General features: G+C 51.7%; 18 protein-coding genes. 8 read left to right on the forward strand and 10 right to left on the reverse strand.

All coding sequences use genetic code 11. The features are described from left to right. Positions 1–122: 122 nt before the first annotated feature. From AC07OI_RS20295 to aptA, 5 genes are all read right to left on the reverse strand, one after another. Positions 123–1,571, reverse strand: a complete 1,449-nt coding sequence (locus AC07OI_RS20295) for an NCS1 family nucleobase:cation symporter-1 (protein ID WP_495258511.1) — start codon at positions 1,569–1,571, stop codon at positions 123–125. A 178-nt stretch (positions 1,572–1,749) separates the two neighbouring features. Further along, positions 1,750–3,024 carry an NAD-dependent dihydropyrimidine dehydrogenase subunit PreA gene (preA, locus tag AC07OI_RS20300; protein ID WP_422640317.1) on the reverse strand — a complete coding sequence of 425 codons (1,275 nt, stop codon included), beginning with the start codon at positions 3,022–3,024 and terminating at the stop codon, positions 1,750–1,752. Between the two features lies 1 nt (position 3,025). After that, positions 3,026–4,384 (reverse strand): NAD(P)-dependent oxidoreductase, encoded by a 1,359-nt coding sequence (locus AC07OI_RS20305; protein WP_495258512.1) that lies wholly within the window; start codon positions 4,382–4,384, stop codon positions 3,026–3,028. 61 nt (positions 4,385–4,445) lie between these two features. Further along, positions 4,446–5,945: a CoA-acylating methylmalonate-semialdehyde dehydrogenase gene (locus tag AC07OI_RS20310; RefSeq protein WP_495258513.1), complete on the reverse strand. Its 1,500-nt coding sequence runs from the start codon at positions 5,943–5,945 to the stop codon at positions 4,446–4,448. Positions 5,946–5,958: 13 nt separating this feature from the next. Next, positions 5,959–7,269, reverse strand: a complete 1,311-nt coding sequence (aptA, locus tag AC07OI_RS20315; protein WP_495258514.1) for an omega-aminotransferase AptA — start codon at positions 7,267–7,269, stop codon at positions 5,959–5,961. A gap of 176 nt (positions 7,270–7,445) precedes the next feature. On the opposite strand from aptA, the gene AC07OI_RS20320 reads away from it, so the two are divergent. The 3 genes from AC07OI_RS20320 to AC07OI_RS20330 all read left to right on the forward strand — a co-directional run bounded on the left by AC07OI_RS20320 (position 7,446) and on the right by AC07OI_RS20330 (position 11,307). Next, on the forward strand, positions 7,446–8,888 hold the full coding sequence (locus tag AC07OI_RS20320; protein ID WP_495258515.1) for an aminotransferase-like domain-containing protein: 1,443 nt from the start codon (positions 7,446–7,448) through the stop codon (positions 8,886–8,888). Then, positions 8,881–9,552 carry a TetR/AcrR family transcriptional regulator gene (locus AC07OI_RS20325; protein ID WP_495258516.1) on the forward strand — a complete coding sequence of 224 codons (672 nt, stop codon included), beginning with the start codon at positions 8,881–8,883 and terminating at the stop codon, positions 9,550–9,552. Before AC07OI_RS20320 ends, AC07OI_RS20325 begins: the two co-directional genes overlap by 8 nt. A 144-nt stretch (positions 9,553–9,696) precedes the next feature. Then, positions 9,697–11,307, forward strand: a complete 1,611-nt coding sequence (locus tag AC07OI_RS20330) for a DUF3369 domain-containing protein (RefSeq protein WP_492706611.1) — start codon at positions 9,697–9,699, stop codon at positions 11,305–11,307. Positions 11,308–11,320: 13 nt separating this feature from the next. Here AC07OI_RS20330 and AC07OI_RS20335 read toward each other — a convergent pair whose 3' ends face one another. Beyond that, positions 11,321–11,752 carry a MerR family transcriptional regulator gene (locus tag AC07OI_RS20335; protein WP_492706609.1) on the reverse strand — a complete coding sequence of 144 codons (432 nt, stop codon included), beginning with the start codon at positions 11,750–11,752 and terminating at the stop codon, positions 11,321–11,323. A gap of 83 nt (positions 11,753–11,835) precedes the next feature. On the opposite strand from AC07OI_RS20335, the gene AC07OI_RS20340 reads away from it, so the two are divergent. Together AC07OI_RS20340 and AC07OI_RS20345 are read left to right on the forward strand one after the other, a co-directional pair. Beyond that, positions 11,836–14,442, forward strand: a complete 2,607-nt coding sequence (locus tag AC07OI_RS20340) for a heavy metal translocating P-type ATPase (protein ID WP_495258517.1) — start codon at positions 11,836–11,838, stop codon at positions 14,440–14,442. An 89-nt stretch (positions 14,443–14,531) separates the two neighbouring features. After that, positions 14,532–15,452, forward strand: coding sequence for a metallophosphoesterase family protein (locus tag AC07OI_RS20345; RefSeq protein WP_495258518.1), 921 nt, complete (start codon positions 14,532–14,534; stop codon positions 15,450–15,452). Positions 15,453–15,477: 25 nt separating this feature from the next. Here AC07OI_RS20345 and AC07OI_RS20350 read toward each other — a convergent pair whose 3' ends face one another. Further along, complete coding sequence (locus AC07OI_RS20350; RefSeq protein WP_495258519.1) at positions 15,478–15,939, reverse strand: MarR family winged helix-turn-helix transcriptional regulator; 462 nt, start codon at positions 15,937–15,939, stop codon at positions 15,478–15,480. Positions 15,940–15,997: 58 nt separating this feature from the next. On the opposite strand from AC07OI_RS20350, the gene AC07OI_RS20355 reads away from it, so the two are divergent. From AC07OI_RS20355 to AC07OI_RS20365, 3 genes are all read left to right on the forward strand, one after another. After that, positions 15,998–16,372: a cupin domain-containing protein gene (locus AC07OI_RS20355; RefSeq protein ID WP_495258520.1), complete on the forward strand. Its 375-nt coding sequence runs from the start codon at positions 15,998–16,000 to the stop codon at positions 16,370–16,372. A gap of 205 nt (positions 16,373–16,577) precedes the next feature. Continuing rightward, positions 16,578–17,618, forward strand: coding sequence for a GMP reductase (locus AC07OI_RS20360; protein ID WP_492706831.1), 1,041 nt, complete (start codon positions 16,578–16,580; stop codon positions 17,616–17,618). A gap of 423 nt (positions 17,619–18,041) precedes the next feature. After that, positions 18,042–18,794 (forward strand): energy transducer TonB, encoded by a 753-nt coding sequence (locus AC07OI_RS20365; RefSeq protein ID WP_492706599.1) that lies wholly within the window; start codon positions 18,042–18,044, stop codon positions 18,792–18,794. Positions 18,795–18,892: 98 nt separating this feature from the next. On the opposite strand, the gene AC07OI_RS20370 is transcribed toward AC07OI_RS20365, so the two are convergent. From AC07OI_RS20370 to AC07OI_RS20380, 3 genes are all read right to left on the reverse strand, one after another. Beyond that, on the reverse strand, positions 18,893–20,518 hold the full coding sequence (locus AC07OI_RS20370; RefSeq protein ID WP_495258521.1) for a methyl-accepting chemotaxis protein: 1,626 nt from the start codon (positions 20,516–20,518) through the stop codon (positions 18,893–18,895). Positions 20,519–20,799: 281 nt separating this feature from the next. Further along, entirely contained in the window at positions 20,800–21,624 is an 825-nt protein-coding gene (gene tcdA / locus AC07OI_RS20375; RefSeq protein WP_495258522.1) for a tRNA cyclic N6-threonylcarbamoyladenosine(37) synthase TcdA, read from the reverse strand. A 59-nt stretch (positions 21,625–21,683) separates the two neighbouring features. Next, positions 21,684–22,439 (reverse strand): helix-turn-helix domain-containing protein, encoded by a 756-nt coding sequence (locus AC07OI_RS20380; RefSeq protein ID WP_495258523.1) that lies wholly within the window; start codon positions 22,437–22,439, stop codon positions 21,684–21,686. Positions 22,440–22,531: the final 92 nt, after the last annotated feature.

Below are 22,531 nucleotides of genomic sequence, written 5' to 3' on the forward strand. Positions count from 1 at the left end.
CAACACTCGGCGTTAAAAAACGTATACGTTAATTGAGGCCCAGTGTTGGGCAGATAAAGCGTTGCCCAACCTACGCATTCGCCAACCTCATCCTTCAACACCTACTCCGTGATTTTGCACATTCAAACCTTCTTACCACTCATCAAACCCATATACACCACACCGGACAAGGCCAGGCCGACGAACCAGGCGTAGGTGTAGATGGTTTTTAATACTTCTGGAATAGCCGGGAAGCTGGCAGGGAAAGCTGCATTCAAAAAACCCGGGATATTCGGCAAGACGCCGATCACGAAAGCGATCACGGCAGCCATGTTCCAGCCATTTTTATAGCTGTACTTGCCTTCATCCTGGTACAGGGCAGCGACATCAATTTCTGTCTTGCGGATGAAGTAATAATCGATAATCAAAATACCGGCGATGGGGCCAAGCAAGGCGGAATAGCCTATCAGCCAGGTGAAGATATAACCCTGGGTAGATTCCAGAATCTTCCAAGGCATCATGATCAGGGCAATGGAGGCGGTGATATAGCCACCGGTTTTATACGAGATCAGCTTTGGGTTCAGAGCCGAGAAATCATAAGCCGGGCCGACGAGGTTGGCAGCCAGGTTAACGGAGACCGTGTCTATCAGCAAGATCAGCAAGGCGATCAGGACGGCAATGCCCGTCATGCGGCTGGCGAGGTCTACCGGATCCCATAATGCTTTGCCGTACAAAACTACCGTGGCAGATGTGACGATCACTGCCAGCAGCGCCAGCAAACCCATGGGTGCAGGCAAGCCTATGGTCTGGCCGAGGATCTGGTCTTTTTGTGATTTGGCAAAGCGGGTAAAGTCAGGGATGTTCAAAGCCAGGGTAGCCCAGAAGCCGACCATGGCTGTCAGTGAAGGCCAGAAGGCAGACCAGAATTGCCCGGCTTTTTTACCGCCTTCGACGAATTGGGAAGGCTGATCCAGTAATGGGCCAAAGCCGCCCGCCTTGTTATACACCCAGCCCAGCAGCACAAAGCAGATGATGATTTTCAAAGGTGCCGTATAGGTTTCCAGCTTGCGTATCGAGTCCATGCCATGGAAGATGTACCAGAACTGTATGCCCCAGAAAATCAGGAAACACACCAGTTGCGTGGCGTTAATGCCCAGGCCAGCGATATTGTCACCCCCCAGCGGATGGCCGATCATGACGCCGCCCAGGGTATAAATCATTTGCCCGCCAAACCAGGTTTGTATGCCATACCAGCCGCAGGCGACGATGGCACGCATCAAGGCAGGTAACCGTGCACCGCGTACGCCAAAGGAAGTGCGCGCGAGCACCGCATAAGGGATGCCATATTTGGCACCGGCATGGCCTATCAGCAACATGGGGACGAGTACGATGGCATTGGCAAGGAACACGGTGACCACCGCCTGGTAGCCCGACATGCCACCTTCGATAAGGCTGGCCGCCAGCGTATAAGCCGGGATACACATGACCATGCCGACCCAGAGCGCAGCAAAGTGATACCAGCGCCAGGTGCGCTGTGCTTCTGAAGTAGGTGCTAAATCCTCATTCCAAAGTTGCCCGCTTTGTGTCTGCATATACTCTTCTCCAGGTGGAATATTCGAAAAAATTCAGGTACGAAAGCTATAGCAAACTTTATTCCAGATGCTGATGATGTGCAAAATATCCTCACCCCTTGAAGGGGAAGGAGTCTAAACACCCAGATTACTAAATCTGACAGAATTTATACCCCCACTCACCTCCAAGTACAAGCAATTATTTCAACACCGCACGCGGGTTGCGCGGGTCTTGCGTCCAGTTCATATACGGCTTGCCAGTTGCCTGGGGCACCATGGTGATGCACTGTTCTACCGGGCAAGTGATCTGGCAGAGGTTGCAGCCTACGCATTCTTCCTTGATGACTTCGTATTTGCGGGTGCCGTTGTCAGCAATCAACTGGGCAATCGACTGATGCGATGTGTCTTCGCAGGCAATATAGCAGCGGCCGCATTGTATGCATTTGTCCTGGTCTATTTCGGCAATGACGGCATAGTTCATGTCCAGGTATTTCCAGTCTGTCGTATTGGCGACGGCTTTACCGGCAAAGTCACTGATGCGCTCGTAGCCTTTTTCATCCATCCAGCGTGACAGGCCGTCCGTCATTTCCTTGACGATGCGGAAGCCGTGCAACATGGCTGCGGTACAGACCTGCACTGAACCTGCACCCAGTGCCAGAAATTCTGCCGCATCACGCCAGTTGCCTATGCCGCCTATGCCTGAGATGGGCAGGCCCTTGGTGGCCGGGTCACGCGCTATTTCCGCCACCATGTTGAGGGCAATCGGCTTGACGGCGCTGCCACAGTAACCGCCGTGCGTGCTTTGCGTGCCGACGATGGGGCGGGCAATCATCTGGTCGAGATCTATCGAGGTGATGGAATTAATGGTGTTGATCAGCGACACCGCGTCAGCACCGCCATTGAAGGCAGCGCGGGCTGGTATGCGCACATCGGTGATGTTAGGTGTGAGCTTGACGATGACGGGCAATGAGCAATATTTCTTGCACCAGCGAGTGATCATTTCCACATATTCTGGCACCTGACCTACGGCAGCGCCCATGCCGCGTTCTGGCATGCCGTGCGGGCAGCCGAAGTTGAGTTCTATGCCGTCTGCGCCTGTCGCTTCTACCAGTGGCAGGATGCGTGCCCAGCTTTCTTCTTCGCAGGGGTACATCAGGGACACGATCATGGCGCGGTCTGGCCAGTCTTTTTTGACTTGCGTGATTTCGCGCAGGTTGATTTCGAGGCTGCGGTCGGTGATCAGTTCTATGTTATTGAAACCGATAACTTCACGGTTCTTGCCAAAGTGGGCAGAGTAACGGGAAGAGACGTTGACCGGTGGCGGGTCTTCACCCAGGGTTTTCCAGACCACGCCGCCCCAGCCTGCTTCAAAAGCGCGGATGACGTTGTAGGCCTTGTCGGTCGGTGGTGCAGAAGCCAGCCAGAAAGGATTGGGTGCCTTGATACCGGCAAAGTTAATCGAGAGGTCAGCCATATTACACCTTCGCTTTCAAATCATTATCAATCGCCAGCGCTGCCAGCTTGCCATGTTGGACTGCCTGTACCGTCAAGTCCTGCCCGTCGGCGATGCAATCGCCACCGGCATAAATGCCTGTGACACTGGTGCGGTACTGCCCATCCACATGGATTTTGTCATTCTGCTTTTGCAGGTCCTTTGCCAGTGCATCTGACAGGCTGCTGTTGTCCATGCTTTGGCCTATGGCTTTGAAAACGGCTTGTGCGGGGATGTCGATAGTGGCACCGCTGGTTTGCAATTTGCCGTCCACTTCTTTGGTACGGGCAAAACGCATGCCACTGACCTTGCCTTCTGCATCGCGCAAGACTTCTTGCGGTTGCGCCCAGGTGACGATGCGCACCTGGTTGGCCTTGGCGATATCCTGTTCATGATGGGTGGCAGACATATGTTCCGCACCACGGCGGTACACCAGAGTGACTTGCTCTGCACCAAGGCGTGCGATTTGCACTGCCATATCGATGGCAGTATTGCCGGCACCGATGACCACGCATTGTTTGGGTACCGGCAGTTTAGTCAGGTCGTCTGCCTGGCGCAGTTCGGCGATGTAATCTACCGCAGCCATCAAGCCGGGGGCATCTTCACCTGTCAGGCCAAGCTGGCGGCTGGCACCCAAGCCAAGGCCGAGGAAGACGGCATCATAATCACGGCGTAAATCTGCCAGTTGCAAGTTCTTGCCAAGTACCTGTTCATGCTTGACGGTGATACCACCAATTTGCAGCAGGAATTCCACCTCACGCTGGGCGCTGTCTTCTGTCAGTTTGTATTTGGCGATACCATATTCATTGAGGCCGCCGGATTTTTGTTTTGCTTCAAAAATCACGACATCGTGACCTAATGTCGCCAACCTGTGCGCACAGGATAAACCAGCAGGGCCACCGCCGACGATGGCGACTGTTTTACCTGTGCTGGCAGCACGCTGGAAAGGATGCTGTTCGAATTTTGCATTGTCGAGTGCAAAGCGTTGCAGCAGACCGATCTTGACTGGTGCACCTTCTGCATCATGATTGCGCACGCAGGCATGCTCGCACAAAATCTCAGTTGGGCAGACGCGTGAGCAGCTTGCACCAAGGATGTTTTGATCGAGGATGACTTTGGCCGCACCATTGATATTGCCGACAGCAATATTCTGGATAAAGCTGGGCACATCAATTTCTGACGGGCAGATGCGTGTGCAGGGAGCGTCGTAACAATAGAGGCAGCGGTCACTTTCTATCGCTGCCTGGCGCTTGTTCAGTGCCGGATTCAAGTCAGTGAAATGCGAACGCAGCGTTTCCTGACTTTCTTCTGCCTGGGGTAAATGCTTAAGGGCTTCCAACATGGTGGCTCCAATCAATCTCGGTTTGCTAACTTTTTTCTAAAAGCAAGTTTCGTGACAGCGATTATTTATTTTGAGGGAATGAAAATTCTGCCCCTTTCGAAATGCTATCCGGCCAGCGTTGCATAACTGCCTTGACACGGGTATAAAAGCGCACACCTTCCGGGCCATAGATATGATGATCGCCAAACAGGCTGCGCTTCCAGCCACCAAAACTATGGAAGGCCATAGGCACAGGCAAAGGTACGTTCACACCGACCATGCCAACCTGTATCATGCGCACGAATTCACGTGCAGTACCACCATCGCGCGTGAAGACGGCGACGCCATTGCCATATTCATGTTTGTTGATGAGGTCTGCTGCTGCTTCCATGTCTGGTACGCGTACTACACACAGGACGGGGCCAAAAATCTCTTGTTTGTATACAGTCATTTCTGGCGTCACATGATCGAACAGGCTGCCACCGCAGAAGAAACCTTGCTCATGTCCTGGCACTTTGAAGTTGCGTCCATCAACAACAAGTTTCGCACCTTCTGCCACGCCATCGCCTATCAGGCTTTCTATGCGCTCCTTGGCGGCGTGAGTAATGACCGGGCCCATTTCTGCATCAGGGATAAGGCCATTATTGATCTTGAGGGATTTGACCCGCGCTGCCATGGCATCGACCAGGGCATCAGCAGCAGAACCAACGGCGACGGCAACCGAGATGGCCATGCAGCGTTCACCGGCAGAGCCATAGGCTGCACCCATGAGTGCATCGACAGCCATTTCCAGATCAGCATCTGGCATGACGACCATATGATTTTTTGCGCCGCCGAGTGCCTGCACGCGCTTGCCATTGGCACAGCCACGTGCGTAGATTGCCTGGGCAATCGGGGTGGAACCGACGAAGCTGATGGCTTGAATATCAGGATGATCAAGCAATGCATCAACGACAGTTTTATCACCCTGTACGACATTGAAAACACCATCTGGCAAACCGGCCTGCTTGAGCAATTTTGCATGCAGCAAGGATGCAGATGGATCACGCTCGGACGGTTTCAGAATAAAGGTATTGCCGCAGGCGATAGCGATAGGAAACATCCACATCGGCACCATGACGGGGAAGTTGAATGGCGTGATGCCAGCGACTACACCCAGCGGCTGGCGCATGCTGCAGGCATCGATGCCGCGGGCGATCTGTTCGGAATATTCGCCCTTCAAAAGTTGTGGAATGCCAATAGCAAATTCCACCACTTCTATGCCACGCGCGACTTCACCTTTGGCATCGGCCAGGGTCTTGCCATGTTCCTTGGTCAGCAGATTGGCAAATTCATCGGTGTGCTGTTGCAGCAGGTTCAGGTAAGCCATGAGCACGCGGGCGCGTGACAGGGCCGGTGTGTTTGACCATGCAGGAAAAGCCTTGACTGCCGCGGCGACTGCGAGGTTGACATCCTGCTCGCTACCCAGCGCGACCTGGCCCTGGACTGAACCGAGCGCAGGATTATAAATATCGGCAAAACGTGGCTGCACGCTTTGATGCAGTTCGCCGTTGATGTAGTGATTGACTTGATATGTGGTCATGATGTTCGCCAGATTAATCGAGGTGTTTCAAAATGTCGTGCAGTTTGCCGAACAGCTGGTCTACGTGTTTTTTCTCCAAAATCAATGGAGGAGACATGGCGATGATGTCGCCCGTCGTGCGTACCAGTACGCCTTCAGCAAAGGCTTTCTTGTAGGCGGCCATGGCGCGTGCGCCGACTTTGCCAGGCATGGATTCCAGCTCTATCGCACCGATGAGGCCGACATTGCGCAAGTCTATGACGTGCGGCAAGCCTTTCAATGAATGCAGGCCGTCTTCCCAATAAGCAGTCATGCTTTGTGCATGTTCCAGCACTTTTTCTTCCTTGAATACTTTGAGTGAAGCCAGGCTGGCAGCAACTGCCAGTGGGTGACCGGAATAGGTGTAGCCGTGGAAGAGTTCTATGCCTGCCGGGCCTTCCATCAAGGCGTCGTAGATTTTTTGATGGCTGAATACCGCTCCCATAGGCACGACACCATTGGTCAGGCCCTTGGCAGTCGTCATGAAGTCAGGCGTGACGCCAAAGAAATCGGATGCGAATGGCGTACCCATGCGGCCAAAGCCGGTGATGACTTCATCAAATATCAGCAGGATGCCGTGTTTATCACAAAGCTCACGCAGGCGTTTCAGATATCCTTTTGATGGCAGGATGACGCCAGCAGAACCAGCCAGTGGCTCAACGATGACGGCAGCGATGGTGGAAATATCATGCAGGGCAATCAGGCGTTCGAGTTCATCTGCCAGATGCGTGCCGTATTCTGGCAAGCCACGGGTGAAGGCATTCTTTTCCAGGTTGTGTGTATGCGGCAGGTAATCAACACCGGCCAGCAAGGTGCCAAACTGTTTGCGGTTGGCTGGCAGGCCACCGAGCGACATGCCGCCAAAGCCTACGCCGTGATATGCACGTTCGCGGCTGATGAAGCGGGTACGCTGGGCTTCGCCGCGGCTGCGGTGGTATGCCAGCACCATTTTCATGGCGGTATCGACAGCTTCCGAGCCGGAATTGGTATAAAACACCTGGCCAAATTTGTTGCCGCTATAGGCTATCAACTGTTCTGCCAGCTCAAAGGCTTGCGGGTGGCCGATCTGGAAGGCAGGTGCGTAATCAAGTGTCGCTACGGCATCTTGTACCGCTTTCACCACAGTTGGATGGGAATGGCCCAGCGGCACGCACCACAGGCCTGCCGTACCATCGAGTATCTCGCGGCCATTCTGGTCGCGGTAGTACATGCCAGAGGCAGAAGCCACCAGACGCGGGGCCTCTTTATAGTCACGGTTGGCCGTGAAAGGCATCCAGTAGGAATTGAGTTGTTGTTTGCTGAGCATGGGCTTCTCCTGAAAACAATTTACCAAGTGGTAAAAATATGCTGAAATGCTAAATAAGCATATGCAGTAATGACATATACAGCCAGTTTAATTTCATCCAACCGTATTGGTAGCCGAGACATAACAGTTGTGTGCACCTGCACAATTTAGTTTATGTCTAGCGAGGAGTAAAAAGCATGGACGCCGTAAAAGAAATGCAGGCAATAGAGCAAAGCCCAGTCTGGCCGCAACTGTCGCTGGAGCGCAGCCGCCAGGCCAGCCTGGTCGACCAGATTGTGCAAGAGGTAACCAGGCTGGTGCGGCAGAATGACCTGGCGCAGGGTAGCAAAATGCCCTCAGTGCGGCAGTTTGCCAAATGCAATGCGGTCAGCACCTTTACAGTTGTGGAGTCTTATGAGCGGCTAATTACCCTGGGCCTGCTCAGTTCACGACGTGGTTCTGGTTATTTTGTCACCAAACCAGCCTGTACACCGCAGCCCATGGCGCAAGCCGTCATACCTAGCGCGCTGGATGCCTTAAGCCCGGATTTGTATTCTGGCGTATCTAGCGCCCTGCCGGTAGGTTCTGGCTGGTTGCCGCCAGAGTGGTATGGCGATGATATTTTGCTGGATGCACTTAAGCAATCCATGCGTATCCCTACCCAGCGCCTGCGTGGCTATGGTAACCCGCTGGGTTTCCCCAGCCTGCGCCAGCACCTGGCCGGCAGCCTGTCACAGGAACTGTTCAGCGTTGATTCTGAACAGATATTGCTGACCCATGGTGCTACCCATGGTTTTGACCTTATCCTGCGCACGCTATGCAAACCCGGTGACACTGTACTGGTAGAAGACCCCGGTTATAGCAATCTGCTATCCCTGATACGCCATCACGGCTGCATACCGATAGGCATAGCCCGTGATGAAAAAGGTCTGAATCTCGACAGCCTCATGGAAAAAGCTCTGCTGCACCAGCCCAAGCTGATGTTTGTGAATACGGTCTTGCAAAACCCGCTGGGCACCAGCCTGAGCCAGGCGCAGGCACACCGCCTGCTGGCTTTGGCAGAACAGTTTGACTTCTGGCTGGTGGAAGATGATATCTACCGTGAACTCTGCCCACGGCCTGAACCTTCACTGGCAGCGATGGATGGTTTGCGCCGTGTGATACGGGTGGGCAGTTTTTCCAAGACGCTATCCCCTACCCTGCGTGTAGGCTCGGTCTGCGCATCGCATTCTTTGGTAGGTGAACTGCTGAGGGTGAAGATGCTGGCTGGTTTGACGACATCTGAAATCAATGAACGTGCGGTGCTGCATGCAATCAGCTCGCGCCTGTACCGGCGCATGCTGGAAAAACTTAAACGCCAATTGGAAACCTCGCGCAATGCCAGTATGGACATGCTGCTGGCAGCAGGTTTGACACCCCTGGCTGAACCGCGCGGCGGCATGTTCATCAGCGCAGGTTGGAAAGACAGCAAGGCTAGTGCCAGCGAGATTTCGCGCCAGGCTTTACAGGAAGGCATCTTGCTCGCACCGGACGAATTCTTTAGCCTGCGCGCCAGCGACCACCCCTGGTTCCGTTTCAATATCGCTTATAGTGACTCAGATGTATTGAAAGCCTTTTTGATGAAGCAGCGTCATGGATAGAGCGCCGGATAAACTCACACGCTCACGCGATGCGCTGGAAGCCCGCATCATGCAGGCAGCAGTCGAAGTGTTTGCCGAAGCCGGTTATGCAGGCACGGCGCTGGCATCGATAGCCGAGCGGGCTGGTCTGTCGAAGCAGAATCTGCTGTACTACTTCCCTACCAAACAGATACTGTATGAGAAGGTGCTGGATCAGGTGTTGGACCAATGGCTGGACCGTATGAACATACTGGCAGACCCCGAGCATGACCCGGCGACACTGCTTGGTAATTACATACGCGCCAAACTGCGCTTCTCGCGTGAGCAGCCTCAAGCCTCGCGTGTATATGCGATGGAAGTCATCAGCGGTGCACCTGTATATGCCGAGACCATGCGCAATAAAATCCTGCCGTTGTTACAGAAAGATATCGCTGTATTTGAGGCCTGGATGGCGGCTGGCAAAATTGCTGCAGTGAATACGACACACTTGTTATTTTCGATCTGGGCGATGACGCAGTCCTATGCCGATTTTGCCGCCCAGATGAGCCTCGTACTGGGACATAGCCCACTGAATGAAAATGATTTTGAGGAGGCCGAGACATTAATTGTTGATATGGTATTGCATCGACTGCGACTCAATGCTGTTACGCCCAGCGAAACCGCCATCACTACGGCAGCAATGTGAATGTCTGTCAAATACCACATAATAAAATGATGCTGGAAGGCATTTCCATAGAATTGCTGGCATAATAAATTCCCAGGATACAGGCCGTTTCGATTGATTATCTGACCACAAACGATGTTGCAGTGCAAATGATCGGGGGAGTGCATGAATCACGAACAGGGATCAGAAGAAGACTGGATCATTGAAGATGAAAGTAATGACAAGTCACAGGAACAGCTGGACACCTCATTTGAATCACACCCCTGGCGACTGCTCATCGTTGATGATGAAGAAGACATACATGCCGTTACCCGCCTGGCCCTGAACAATATCGTTTTCAAGGGACGCCCGCTGGACATATTGTCAGCCCACAGTGCATCAGAAGCGTTTGACATTTTAAGCAGGGAAAACGACATCAACCTGATCTTGCTGGATGTCGTCATGGAGACCGATGACGCCGGTTTGCGCCTGGTAAAACGCATACGCGAAGAACTCAAGAATCAACTGGTGCGCATCGTACTGCGCACTGGCCAGCCTGGCCAGGCACCTGAAAAAAGTGTCATTGTCGATTACGACATCAATGACTATAAAACCAAGACCGAACTGACTACACAGCGCCTGTTCACCACGGTGATAGCATCACTGCGTGCTTACGAAGGCTTGCTGTCGATAGAGCGCAGCCGCATAGGTTTGACACGCATACTGCAGGCATCTGCCAATTTGTATGAGTTAAAGTCATTGAAGGAATTTGCCTGTGGCGTGCTGAACCAGATCGGCGCCATCCTCGATGTCGGTGCTGATGGCGTCTTATGCCTGTCACGTAATCCGCTTGGCACACCAGATGGCAATCTGCAAGCCAGCGTTATTGCGGCGACCGGTACTTACAGCAATTTTTCTGGACTGGATAAATTGCCGCAAGATTGTGAATGGACCGTCATCGTCGAAAAAGCCTTCAACGAAAAGAAAAGCCAGTTCCAGCATCCTGCGGATGTCTTGTTCATACACACCAGGCAAGGCCATGAATTTGCCATCCTGGTGACGCCGCCCTGGCCACTGGGGCAAATGCAGCGCGACTTGCTGGAATTATTCTGCGACCGCATTGCTGCCGCGTTTGATAATCGCTATCTGAACGAGCAATTGCAAAAAGCGCAGGAAGCCTCGGTTGTCGCCCTGACTGACCTTGCAGAATCCCGCGATACCGATACAGGTGGCCATGTACAGCGCGTCTGCAGACTGACCAATGCCATTGCCAGTGAACTCAAGCGACGCAATAATTTTGCCACTGACCTGACACCACAATTCATGGAAATGGTGGGTATTGCCAGCATCCTGCATGATGTGGGCAAGGTGGCGACACCAGACGCGGTCTTGCTGAAAGCTGGCGGCCATGACAAGGAGGAGCGCGTCATCATGGAATACCATGCATTGGCAGGTGAAACCGTGTTGGCGCGTGCCGCTACCATGGTGGACGGTGTCAGCTACCTGACTTATGGCTCACAAATTGCAGGCAGCCATCATGAGCATTTTGATGGTCATGGTTATCCACGCAAATTGAAAGGGGAAGATATCCCCTTGTCAGCACGCATCGTTGCAGTGGTCGACGTGTTTGATGCCTTATTGCACCGCCGTCCCTATAAGGAACCCTGGTCACTGGAAGACACGATCGCCTATATCAAATCCCGGAGCGGCACACAATTTGACCCTCTGGTGGTGGATGCCCTGATCCACTACGTGCAAACCGAGAAGCCGGACTGGGTCGCCAACGGTGAGCACTGAGGCAGAACTTGCTTCAGTGTTGACAAGCTTTCACTTCGTCAGGACTGCTGCTCGCCAAGGCCTGAATTATCGGGCACTGCACCTGCTGCGTTGATGACACGCACTGGTGTATCAACTGAGTCAACATGTCTTCCATCCTGTGCAGATCAGCCAGTTTGGCCTGTACTTGCAGCAAACGTTCCTGTGCGACATCGCGTATGGCTTGCCTGTCATTACCATCTTCCAGCATCAGCAAATTGGCGATTTCATCGAGGCTAAAACCCAGTTCCTGCGCCCTTTTGATAAACCGTATGCGCTCTGCCAGGCGGGCTGGGTAGGTTCTGAAGCCACTGGCAACTTCAGGCACAGGCAGCAAATCGCGGCGCTGGTAGTAACGTATGGTTTCTACGCCCACGCCCGCTGCCTTGGCCAATTGCCCTATCGTATATTGATCTGCATCAAGCATCGTTAAAAAGTCCTTGACTCTGTTCTTGGGTACGGGGTCTATGATAAGCCAATCAAGCTAAATTTGTATTGGAAGGAAAAACGATGGCTCAAGATCACACCAATCACCAGCATATGGGCAGTTGCTGCGGGCACAAGCATGAAGCGCAGCCAGGCACTGAACAAGAAAAAACGCAGGACAAGAAATTCACAGACCCTGTGTGCGGCATGCAAGTCAGCAAGAACCTTGAGAAAATGGCCCGTTTCCAAGGTATTGCCTACTATTTTTGCAGCACTTCCTGCGTCAGCAAATTCAATGCGACGCCAGAAAACTATGTCAAAGCCAAGAAGATCATCGGACTAGGTAGCGTTGCTAATGTCAGTGGCGATGCCATGCAAAGCGATGCACAGGGTGAGCACAAGGACCCGGTTTGCGGCATGCGTGTCAATGCGCAAAGCCAGCATCAGTTTGTACATGCAGGACAAAGCTATTATTTTTGCTGCAACTCTTGCCTGGAAAAGTTCCGTAAAGATCCAGCTGCCTGGCTGGACCCGGCCAAACGCCCCGTATCTAAGCCCGTCGCCAAGGCAGTAGCGAAAGATGCGATATTCACCTGCCCCATGCATCTGGAGATAGAACAAGTTGGCCCCGGCACTTGCCCGCTTTGTGGCATGGCGCTGGAACCCAAGGAAGCTTCGGCAGAAGAAGATACCAGCGAACTGGACGATATGACGCGCCGCTTCAAGTTCAGCCTGGTGTTGAGTTTGCCGTTGCTGATCATGACCATGGGTGACATGCTGCCTGGCGTGTCTTTTCACAGCCTGCTGGGTATGACAGTGTTCAACTGGCTGCAATTCCTCCTGGCGACGCCTGTGGTGTTATGGGCTGGGCTGCCATTTTTTGAACGTGCGCTGGCATCCTTCAAGACCATGCGCCTGAACATGTTCAGTTTGATAGGTGTGGGCACGGCTGCCGCCTATGTATTCAGCCTGGTGGCATTGCTGTTGCCAGACATTTTGCCCGCTGCCTTCAAGATGGATGGCATGGCGCCCCTCTATTTTGAAGCTGCGGCCGTCATCATTACTTTAGTCTTGCTTGGGCAGGTGCTGGAGTTGCGTGCGCGTTCGCAAACCAATGCAGCCATCAAGGCACTGTTGGGTTTGACACCGGCAACTGCGATACGCATTGCTGCCGATGGCAGCGAGACTGAAATTGCACTGAACGAAGTGCAGCTTAATGATAGCTTGCGTGTCAAGCCAGGCGCGCATATTCCTGTCGATGGCGTATTGCTGGATGGTCATAGCAATGTTGATGAAGCCATGCTGACGGGTGAACCGCTGCCAGTCAGCAAACAGGCTGGTGACAAGGTCAGCGCCGGTACCATCAACCAGCAAGGAAGTTTCAGTATGCAGGCCCAACGCATAGGCAAAGACACTTTGCTGGCCAGCATCATCTCCCTGGTAAATCAGGCTGGACGTTCACGTGCACCGATACAGAAGCTGGCTGATCAGGTATCCGGCTGGTTTGTGCCTGGCGTGATTGCCGTTGCCGTGCTGGCCTTTATAGGCTGGGCTATCTGGGGACCGACACCGGCACTGGCGAATGGTTTGATGGCCGCAGTATCAGTATTGATCATCGCCTGCCCTTGCGCGCTTGGCCTGGCGACACCGATATCGGTCACGGTTGGCATAGGCCGTGGTGCCCATGATGGCGTTTTGATCAAGGATGCCGAGGCACTGGAAAGACTGGAGAAAATCGATACCCTGCTGATAGACAAAACCGGCACCCTGACCGAGGGCAAACCAATGCTGCAAAACTTTAGTGTTGCCAGTGGCGAATCAGAAACAGATTTACTCGCGCTGGCATTGGCACTGGAGCAGCGTAGTGAGCACCCGGTCGCCCATGCAATCGTCACCTATGCAGAAGCACGTGGCAGCAAGCCAGCAGTGATCAGTGACTTCACGTCGATCACGGGCAAGGGTGTCCGTGCCATGGTGGGCGGCAAGCCAGTCTTGCTGGGTAATCCTGCGCTGCTGAAAGAGCACACCATCAATTTGTCGAATTTTGAACAGCAAGTCACCGATTTACAGATGCTGGGGCATACCGTCATGTTGATGGCAGTTGAACAAAAAGTGGTAGCCTTGCTGAGCGTGGCAGACCAGATCAAGAACAATAGCAAGGATGCGATTGGTCAGTTGCAGCAGCAGGGCATGCAAATCATCGTGCTGACTGGCGATAATGCCAACACGGCGCGGGCGGTGGCAAAACAACTGGGGCTGGATGATGTGCGCGCAGACTTGCTGCCAGCAGACAAGTTCCGTATCGTGCAAGAATTGCAAGCACAGGGACGCATAGTCGCCATGGCCGGCGATGGCATCAATGACGCACCGGCACTGGCGCAGGCCGATGTGGGCATTGCCATGGGCAGCGGAACCGATGTTGCCATGCATAGCGCCCACGTGGTGCTGGTGAAAGGCGATTTGCGCGGCATCGTCAAAGCCCGCTCCCTGAGCCAGCAGGCGATGAAAAACATCAGGCAAAACCTGTTCTTTGCCTTTGCCTATAATTTTGTTGGTGTGCCTGTGGCTGCCGGGCTTTTGTATCCTTGGTTCGGGATTTTGCTGAGCCCCATGATAGCCAGTGCAGCAATGAGCCTGAGCTCTGTTTCGGTAATCAGCAATGCGTTGCGCTTACGGCACGCCAAACTATAAAATTGGCTCGCCAGGAACAGGTAAAATACGCGCCTGTTCCTGTCCGCTGCCAGCGCTGTGCTGGTTGAAAAGTTTAATAAGAAGAGTTCATGCGTATTTCCATTCTGGCCTTTTACATTGCTACCCTGTTTATTTACCCCGCACACGCAACCGAAAAAACAAAACTGCCTGACAAGAAACCTGCTGAAAAACCCATCAGCGTGACCATCTACGCTGCTGGTGATATCGCCGCTTGCAAGAAAAAGAACCCGCTCGAAAGCATGGCAGCCAGAACTGCGGAATTGATTGCCGCAAGTCTCGCCAAAGATAGCACAGCCAGGGTGATTACCTTGGGTGACAACACTTACCCGGTCGGCAAACCCGAAGAATTTGCAAAATGTTATGAACCGACCTGGGGTCGCTTCAAGGATAAAACCCTGCCCTCGCCTGGCAACCATGATTACGGCATGCCCAGGGCTTTAGGTTATTACAATTACTTTGGCGAACTGGCGGGGCCGGACAGACGCGGCTACTATGCGACACAATTGGGTAAGTGGTTAATTCTCTCACTCAACAGCAATCTAGATAAAAACCAGATGCAAGTGCAATTGACATGGCTGAAGGCAGAGCTGGCCAACAAGAAGCAAAACTGCACGCTGGCCTTCTGGCATCATCCTGTATATAGCTCAGGTGGCCATGGCAATAATAAAAACATGCAGGAAGCCTGGGCCATGCTGGTAGCAGCAAAAGCTGACGTCGTACTTGCTTCGCACGATCATGATTACGAACGCTTTGTCCCGCTGGACGCCAATGGCGACAGGGATGACAAGAACGGCATACGCAGCTTCATCGTTGGTACCGGTGGTGCCAAGCTGACGCCCATGTTTTTACCCAAAGGCGCGACCGAAGTGCGCGATAATTCTACCTACGGCATATTGAAACTAAGCCTGCATGACAAGTCTTATGAATGGGAATTTTTGCCTGTGCCTGGGCAAAGCTTCAGCGACAAGGGCAAGGCCGCCTGCCACTGATCGCAGTTATTAAGCCCCTCCCCGCTTACAAAGGGCGTAATTTAGGCAAACCACCCGCTGAGTCATCTCCATCTGCGACTATTTGTTCGAGTGCATTGCGCATGGCCTTGACCTTACTTGCCCCCAGTCGATCGCTCAAGTGGCGTTCAAACTCCTGGTGGAATGCGTGAGCCACTTCCATCAGGGCCAGCGCACGTGGCGTCAGGTGAAGCAGACGCACCCTTGCATCGCTCGCATCATCTTCGCGCTGGACATAGGCTTTCAGCACCATGTCATTAATGATCTTCAAGGCACCCTGCGGCGTCATTGCCAGGCTGTCTGCGACCTGCTTCAAATTTTGTGGATTATTCTTCAGCAAACGAAAAACATAGCCAAAAGAACTTCCTATATCGGCGTAGCCTTGTTGTGCCAGGTGCTGGTGCAATTGCTCCTTGAAACTGCCAAAAGCCAGATTCAGCAATACACCCAGATCAGTATTTGCTTGCATGGTAATTTAATTCACCTTAGTTTATAATCCTTGGTGAATTATATCACAAGAGGAAATCATGAATCTGATCGAAGCGTCGTCCGCCAAAGTTTTTACCATGCATGAGGCCAAATTTACCGGCCTTGCCTCACCCAGCCGCGGTTCTCACGAAAATTCGGCCTGGATCGTTGAATTGAGTTCCAACAAACCCGGCGCCACCCACGAACTTACGCGAGAAGAAATATTTATCTGTCTTGCGGGCACGGCAAAAGTGAGCATGGGGGAAGAGCATCTCAGTCTGAGTGCAGGAGCCTGCCTTATCGTACCAGCGCATACGCGATTCTCTCTCAGCAAGACCAGTGAAGAGAATTTTCGTGCCGTCGCGATATTGCCCGTGGGTGCAGAAGCAATACTGGAAAATGGTCAGGTTTTTGTGCCACCGTGGGCGCTCTGATAAGCTCTCCCTAACCTCTGTCAACATATTAGCCTCGCAATATCAAGCGCATCCGGAATATGAAATGGATGATATCGTCCATATGAAATTCAAATAATGATTCCGGATTTTTTTGCACTATACTCAAGTACGGCCCAACGACTTGATCGCATTGCTGCGTCAGGTCGTGATTTCCCGCGTCCGCCAGGCGCATACTGGAGTCGTCATGCATATAGAAGAAACCCTCAGGCTGGATTTCAAGGACGTTTTGATACGCCCCAAGCGTTCCACCCTCACCTCCCGTTCTCAAGTCAACCTCGAACGAGAATTCGTTTTCCATCATTCACGCAAGACTTATCACGGCATCCCCATTATTGCTGCCAATATGGATTCCACTGGCACAATGGAGATGGCTGCCGCACTGGACCCACATCAATTGTCGGTTGCCCTGCACAAGCATTATGATGAAGACGCGCTGGTTGAGTATTTCTCTGCCCTGCAAAGAAAATCGACGGCCTTCTATTCCATGGGCATTACCCAGTCTGATTTCGAAAAATTCTCAGCTGTCATGGCGCGTGCACAAAATGCCATTGAGTATGTCTGTATAGACGTGGCCAATGGCTATACCGAAGGCTTTATCAATTTCGTGAAAAAGGTACGCACCACTTACCCTCACCTGACCATCATGGCAGGCAATGTGGTAACTGGCGATATTACTGAAGAGCTGATACTGGCTGGCGCGGATATCGTCAAGGTGGGCATAGGCCCTGGTTCAGTCTGCACGACCCGCAAGATGACGGGTGTAGGCTACCCGCAATTATCCGCCGTCATCGAATGCGCCGACGCTGCCCATGGACTGGGTGGACAGATTTGTGCCGATGGGGGCTGCGTTGTACCCGGTGATCTGGCCAAGGCCTTTGGTGCAGGTGCCGACTTCATCATGCTGGGTGGCATGCTGGCTGGCCATGATGAATGTGCCGGTGATCTGATAGAACGCGATGGTCAGCAGTTCAAGCGCTTTTACGGCATGAGCAGCCGCGCTGCGATGGACAAGTATGCCGGTGGTGTCGCCAAATACCGCGCATCTGAAGGCAAGGAAGTATTGATCCCTTATCGCGGCCCGGTGGAAGCAACTTTGCAGGATATTCTGGGTGGAGTACGTTCTGCCTGTACTTATGTGGGCGCGCACAAGCTCAAAGAACTGACCAAGCGCACAACATTTATCCGGGTGACACAGCAATTAAATGAAGTGTTCGGAAAATCCTGAAGCAAATGAAATCTATTTATCACTAAATATCACTAAACAAGCCCAACATAATCTAGTAACAATACTACAAGCCAACTTCGAAGGAAGTTGGCTTTTTTTTCACAATTCGTATCATTTAAATGATTTAGCCAGCATTTGGCACAAATCCTGCATAGTTAGGTATGACCAGGACAACTTTGATATATCAATTTTCACAATTTCAATCACATCTGTGATTTGAATATTGCTAAGTGCCTATATCCATGGCAGGATAGTCGTTCGGATTTGTGAAAATTTACTTAGCAGCAAACAAATCGATTTTGCACCGAATTAATGCATTTATTTTTGATCGCACTATTTCCATGCGTCCGTCTTTTTCGCAGCGAAGCAGCCGATTGTTTGATTTAACTTTAGCTTTAAAAACGGTCTTTTGTCTGGAGTAATATGAAAACGGTAGTTATTAAAAAAACAGGGAAGCTGTCATTTCTTACTTTCAGCCTGGCATCCAGTGCTCTACTCATTAGCGCTTGTCAAAAGACCCCGGAGCCAACCCCTGTTGCCAGTGCGCATGACGCGCCAGCATCCAGCGCCATGCCTACTGGCCTGGTAAAAAATCCCGTTAAACATGGCGACACTGCCGACGTGACCAAGTGGATGGACATGGCATCCAACAAGTCCGCTGCACAAATTGCCAAAGAAGAAAAACTGGCGAAAGAAGCAAAGGAAGCCAAAGAAGCGAAAGAGGCTAAAGACGCCAAGGATGCAAAACTGGCAGCAGAAGCAAAAGCCCTGGCAGCCAAAGTCAAAGAAGTACCCAAGGTCGCATCCGCGACGGCAACAGCGCCTGCACCTACTCCTGCACCCAAGCCTGTTGAAGCACCACCACCAGTAGTCGCTGCGGCACCCAAGCCTGCACCAGCGGCAGCACCGGTAGAAAACCTGACCTTGAAAGTTGTCTCCAGCATACAACCTAAATACCCCAGCACTGCAGTACGTGCAGGCATCACTTCAGGCGTAGTCAGTGCGCGCGTACACATTGATACGGACGGTAAGGTCTCGCAGGTAGAGATCGTCAAAGCCAATCCACCCAAGCATTTTGACAAGGAAGTGATTGCCGCAGCATCCCAATGGAAATATGCACCTATCTCCAAACCCCTGACAACGCTGCTGGAATTCAATTTCAAACTCGATAATTAAAGATTGGAAATTCAAAAAAGCCAGTCTGATATAAAGTCAGACTGGCTTTTTTATGTTTACTGCTCATTGCTTTACTTATGGCTTTGCTTATTGCCTGCTCAACCTAATCGCAAACGCTGATCCTGATTTGCTGCTTGCGCTTTCTTAAACTTGCCGGTTTTGCCGTCACCACCTTCTGCCATGCCAGCCATTTTGAATACGCCTACCACCTGATGCAGATTATCGGCCTGCTCCAGCAAGCTTTGGGCTGCTGCTGCAGCTTCTTCCACCAAAGCGGCATTATGCTGGGTCACCTGGTCCATCTGGGTAATAGCCACATTAACCTGCTCTATCCCACGGCTTTGCTCACCGCCTGCCGCAGCAATCTCACTCATGATGTCTGCCACCTGCTTGACCGATGTCACGATCTGGCTCATGGTAACGCCGGTTTCATCCACCAGTGCAGTACCTGCGTTGACTTTGGATACTGAGTCACCGATCAATTGCTTGATTTCTTTGGCAGCACTTGCCGATCTTTGTGCCAGATTGCGTACTTCTGAAGCAACTACGGCAAAACCACGCCCCTGTTCACCGGCTCTGGCCGCTTCGACAGCCGCATTCAGTGCCAGAATATTGGTCTGAAAAGCAATGCCATCAATGACGCCGATGATATCGACGATTTTGCGCGAGCTATCCTTGATCGCTCCCATGGTATTCACCATTTGCCCAACCACATCGCCGCCCTTGCTGGCAAAATCAGATGAAGACATGACCAGTTGATTGGCTTGCGCAGCACTTTCAGCATTGTGCTGTACGGTCGAGGTCAGCTCCTCCATTGACGACGCGGTTTCCTCCAGTGAACTGGCCTGGCTTTCAGTACGTTCAGATAAATCCAGATTGCCAGTTGCAATTTCGTTCGATGCAGTGAAAATAGTGTCCGTGCTGATCCTGACCTGGCTGACGATGGAAATCAGGCTCTTGTTCATATTGAACAGCGACTGCAGCAATTCGCCTGTCTCATCTTTAGAGCTAACCTTGATATCCTGGCGTAAATCACCTGCAGCGATATTATTGGCAATCTCAACCGCATAATTCAAAGGCCGTGAAATGCTGTTGACCAACCAGATGCCCATGGCAGATGCAAACAACACCGACAAGACGATGAAAATGGCGGCATAAATCTGGAAGCTGTGGAAGAAGCTTTGCGAAGATTCATATTCAGATTTACCGACATTTAATTGCAGTTGTATGAGTGCATCCATGTTCTCCTTCATCGTCAAAAACAAGGGGTCAACTTTGCCATGGAATAATTTTGACGCTGCGTCCGTCTCTTTATTTTTTAATGCAGCCAGCGCGGGATTTAAGCCTTCATCCAGGAACTGTTTGCGTCTGACAGCAAATTGGTCGGCCAGGATTTTTTCATCTGGCGTCAGATAAGTCGCCATGTATTCTGACCATATCTTGCTGGCTTCTGTCTTGCCTTTCTCAACTGCGGCTATGTGCGCTGCCGACTTCTCTGGATCGTCTGTAATGGCCTTGGCGACGATGACCTGATTCCGCATAATCAGGCGCATGACAGCATCTAGTTGCCCCAGAGCGACCAGTCTGTCGTCATACACGGTTTTAATCGAATTATTGCTGGCATTCAGGCTCAGATAGCCAGCCACACCTATGGATAACACCAAAGCTGTCAACAAGATAAAACTGAAGATGAGCCTGGTCTTGATGCGAATATCCTGAAACATACTTGCCCCCGTAAACGCTGTGTTGAACGTGACAAACCATGGTTAAAGCAAAGGACTTTTTTTGAATCTGGCCTGATACATGAGTATCATCAAGGCCAAAGCAGGACTAAAGCAGAACCACAGAGCGAGATATACTCGTCTGACAATTGACTGTAAGTGCTAAGAGGCAATAACTCAAGGTCTGACTAAAATTTCACAATTTCTTGAGCTATTTTCCCGACAAAGTATGAAAGATTGTTTCCATACGCAAATATTGGTATGAAATTTGAAAAATGCCTAAATTATTCTGTTTGATTGTCTACGCCGGGCGCAGCCAGTTTGCGCAAGACCTGGGCAGCTGCCATCAGACCGAAAGAGGCGGTAACGACGATGGAAGAACCAAAACCTGCACAATTCAATCCTGTAACACCAGCACTACCATCGGCACTGGGATTGAGATCGACTTCACAAGCTTCGGCAGTCTCTGGCATGCTGAGTGCTTCCATGGAGAATACCGCGTCAATACCGAATTTGCTTTTTGCCCCGCGCGGGAAACCATGGTTTTGACGCAAGCGCTTGCGTACCAGCGCCAGTAAAGGCTCTTGTTCGGTACGTGAGAGATCGCGTATTTCTATCTTGCCAGGATCAGTCTGCCCACCTGCTGCACCTATGGTAATCAGCGGTATCGCATGCTGGCGGCAATAAGCAATCAAGGCAGTCTTGGCTTTGACATTGTCGATCGCATCAATCACATAATCAAAACCGGGCTCGCCAAGCATGGCGTCAAGATTGTCTGGGGTGACAAAGTCTTCAACCTCGTTCACCTTACAATAGGGATTGATCAGGGCAATGCGCTCGGCCAGTGCAGTGACCTTGGCCTTGCCGACAGTATCGGTATTAGCCTGTATCTGGCGGTTGATATTCGATTCAACCACATTGTCGAGATCTATCATGGTGATACGGCCTATGGCACTACGCGCCAGCGCCTCTACCACCCAGGAGCCGACACCGCCCACGCCGATGACGCAGACATGTGCCTGCTTGAAACGTTCAAGACCTGCAGCCCCATATAAACGGGCAATACCACCAAAGCGGCGCTCAAAATCGATATCTATTACTTCTTGCATAAGAAAATTGCGCCCGCAGGCTGGACATTGTAAGCAGGCGCTATTTTACTTGATGCGGCTCAAGCCGTGACTTTACTGCCAGCTTTGCGCTTCAAGTCAGAGAACAGCGAAAATACCCAGGGTCGGGTTGCCAACAGCAGTGCCATGCCCTGCCTTTGTTCTGATGACAAGCTGGCATCAATGTCAGCCAGCTCATTAAATTCTGTCAGCAGGCGCGCCATTTTTCTTTGCAATACTGCAATCGAGGCTGCGCTAAGTTCTCGGGTTTCAAAGCGTAAAATCGCCTGTTCTTCGTGAAAATCACTTTGCAAAAATTCTTCCATGACCTGCGACTGGTACTTCTTGCGTATGGGGCCGTCATCACGCCATTGCAGGGTGGTATGGGTCAATAATTTGATGCGGTTATTTGGATGCAATTCGATCAGGCCCAGACGCTCAAGCTTCATCAGTAACTGCAATAGCTCAGTTTCTGCAATCTCAAATTGCCTGGCAATTTCCTTGACTTGCCATTGGTTCAGCAAGAGATAAAACACGCCCAGCAACCTGGGTTGCTCTGCCAGTGTTTGCTCTTGCGATTCTGATAGCTCCCCCTTTAACTCTTGCTGGCCGCGCGCCAACCTTGCCAGTTCCAGGAAATCAAGTTCCAGCAATTGGCAGATGGATTCCAGCCTGCGTACTGTGAACGTCGATTCAGAAAACAAACGTTTCACGCTGGCTTCACTGATTTGCAAATGGGCTGCCAATTGCGCATAAGTCAGGCCTTTTTGCTTCAGATGCTTTTTCAGGGCAATCGTGATTTGCTGAGTCAGATTCATGTTGCGCCCACTTTCTGGATGAATTTAAGTGACAAAGTAACGTCAGGTATTGATATTCAATACTAATTTTTAATAGATTGTATATCAATACC

This window comes from Undibacterium sp. GW821-FHT07F11 (assembly GCF_059418665.1).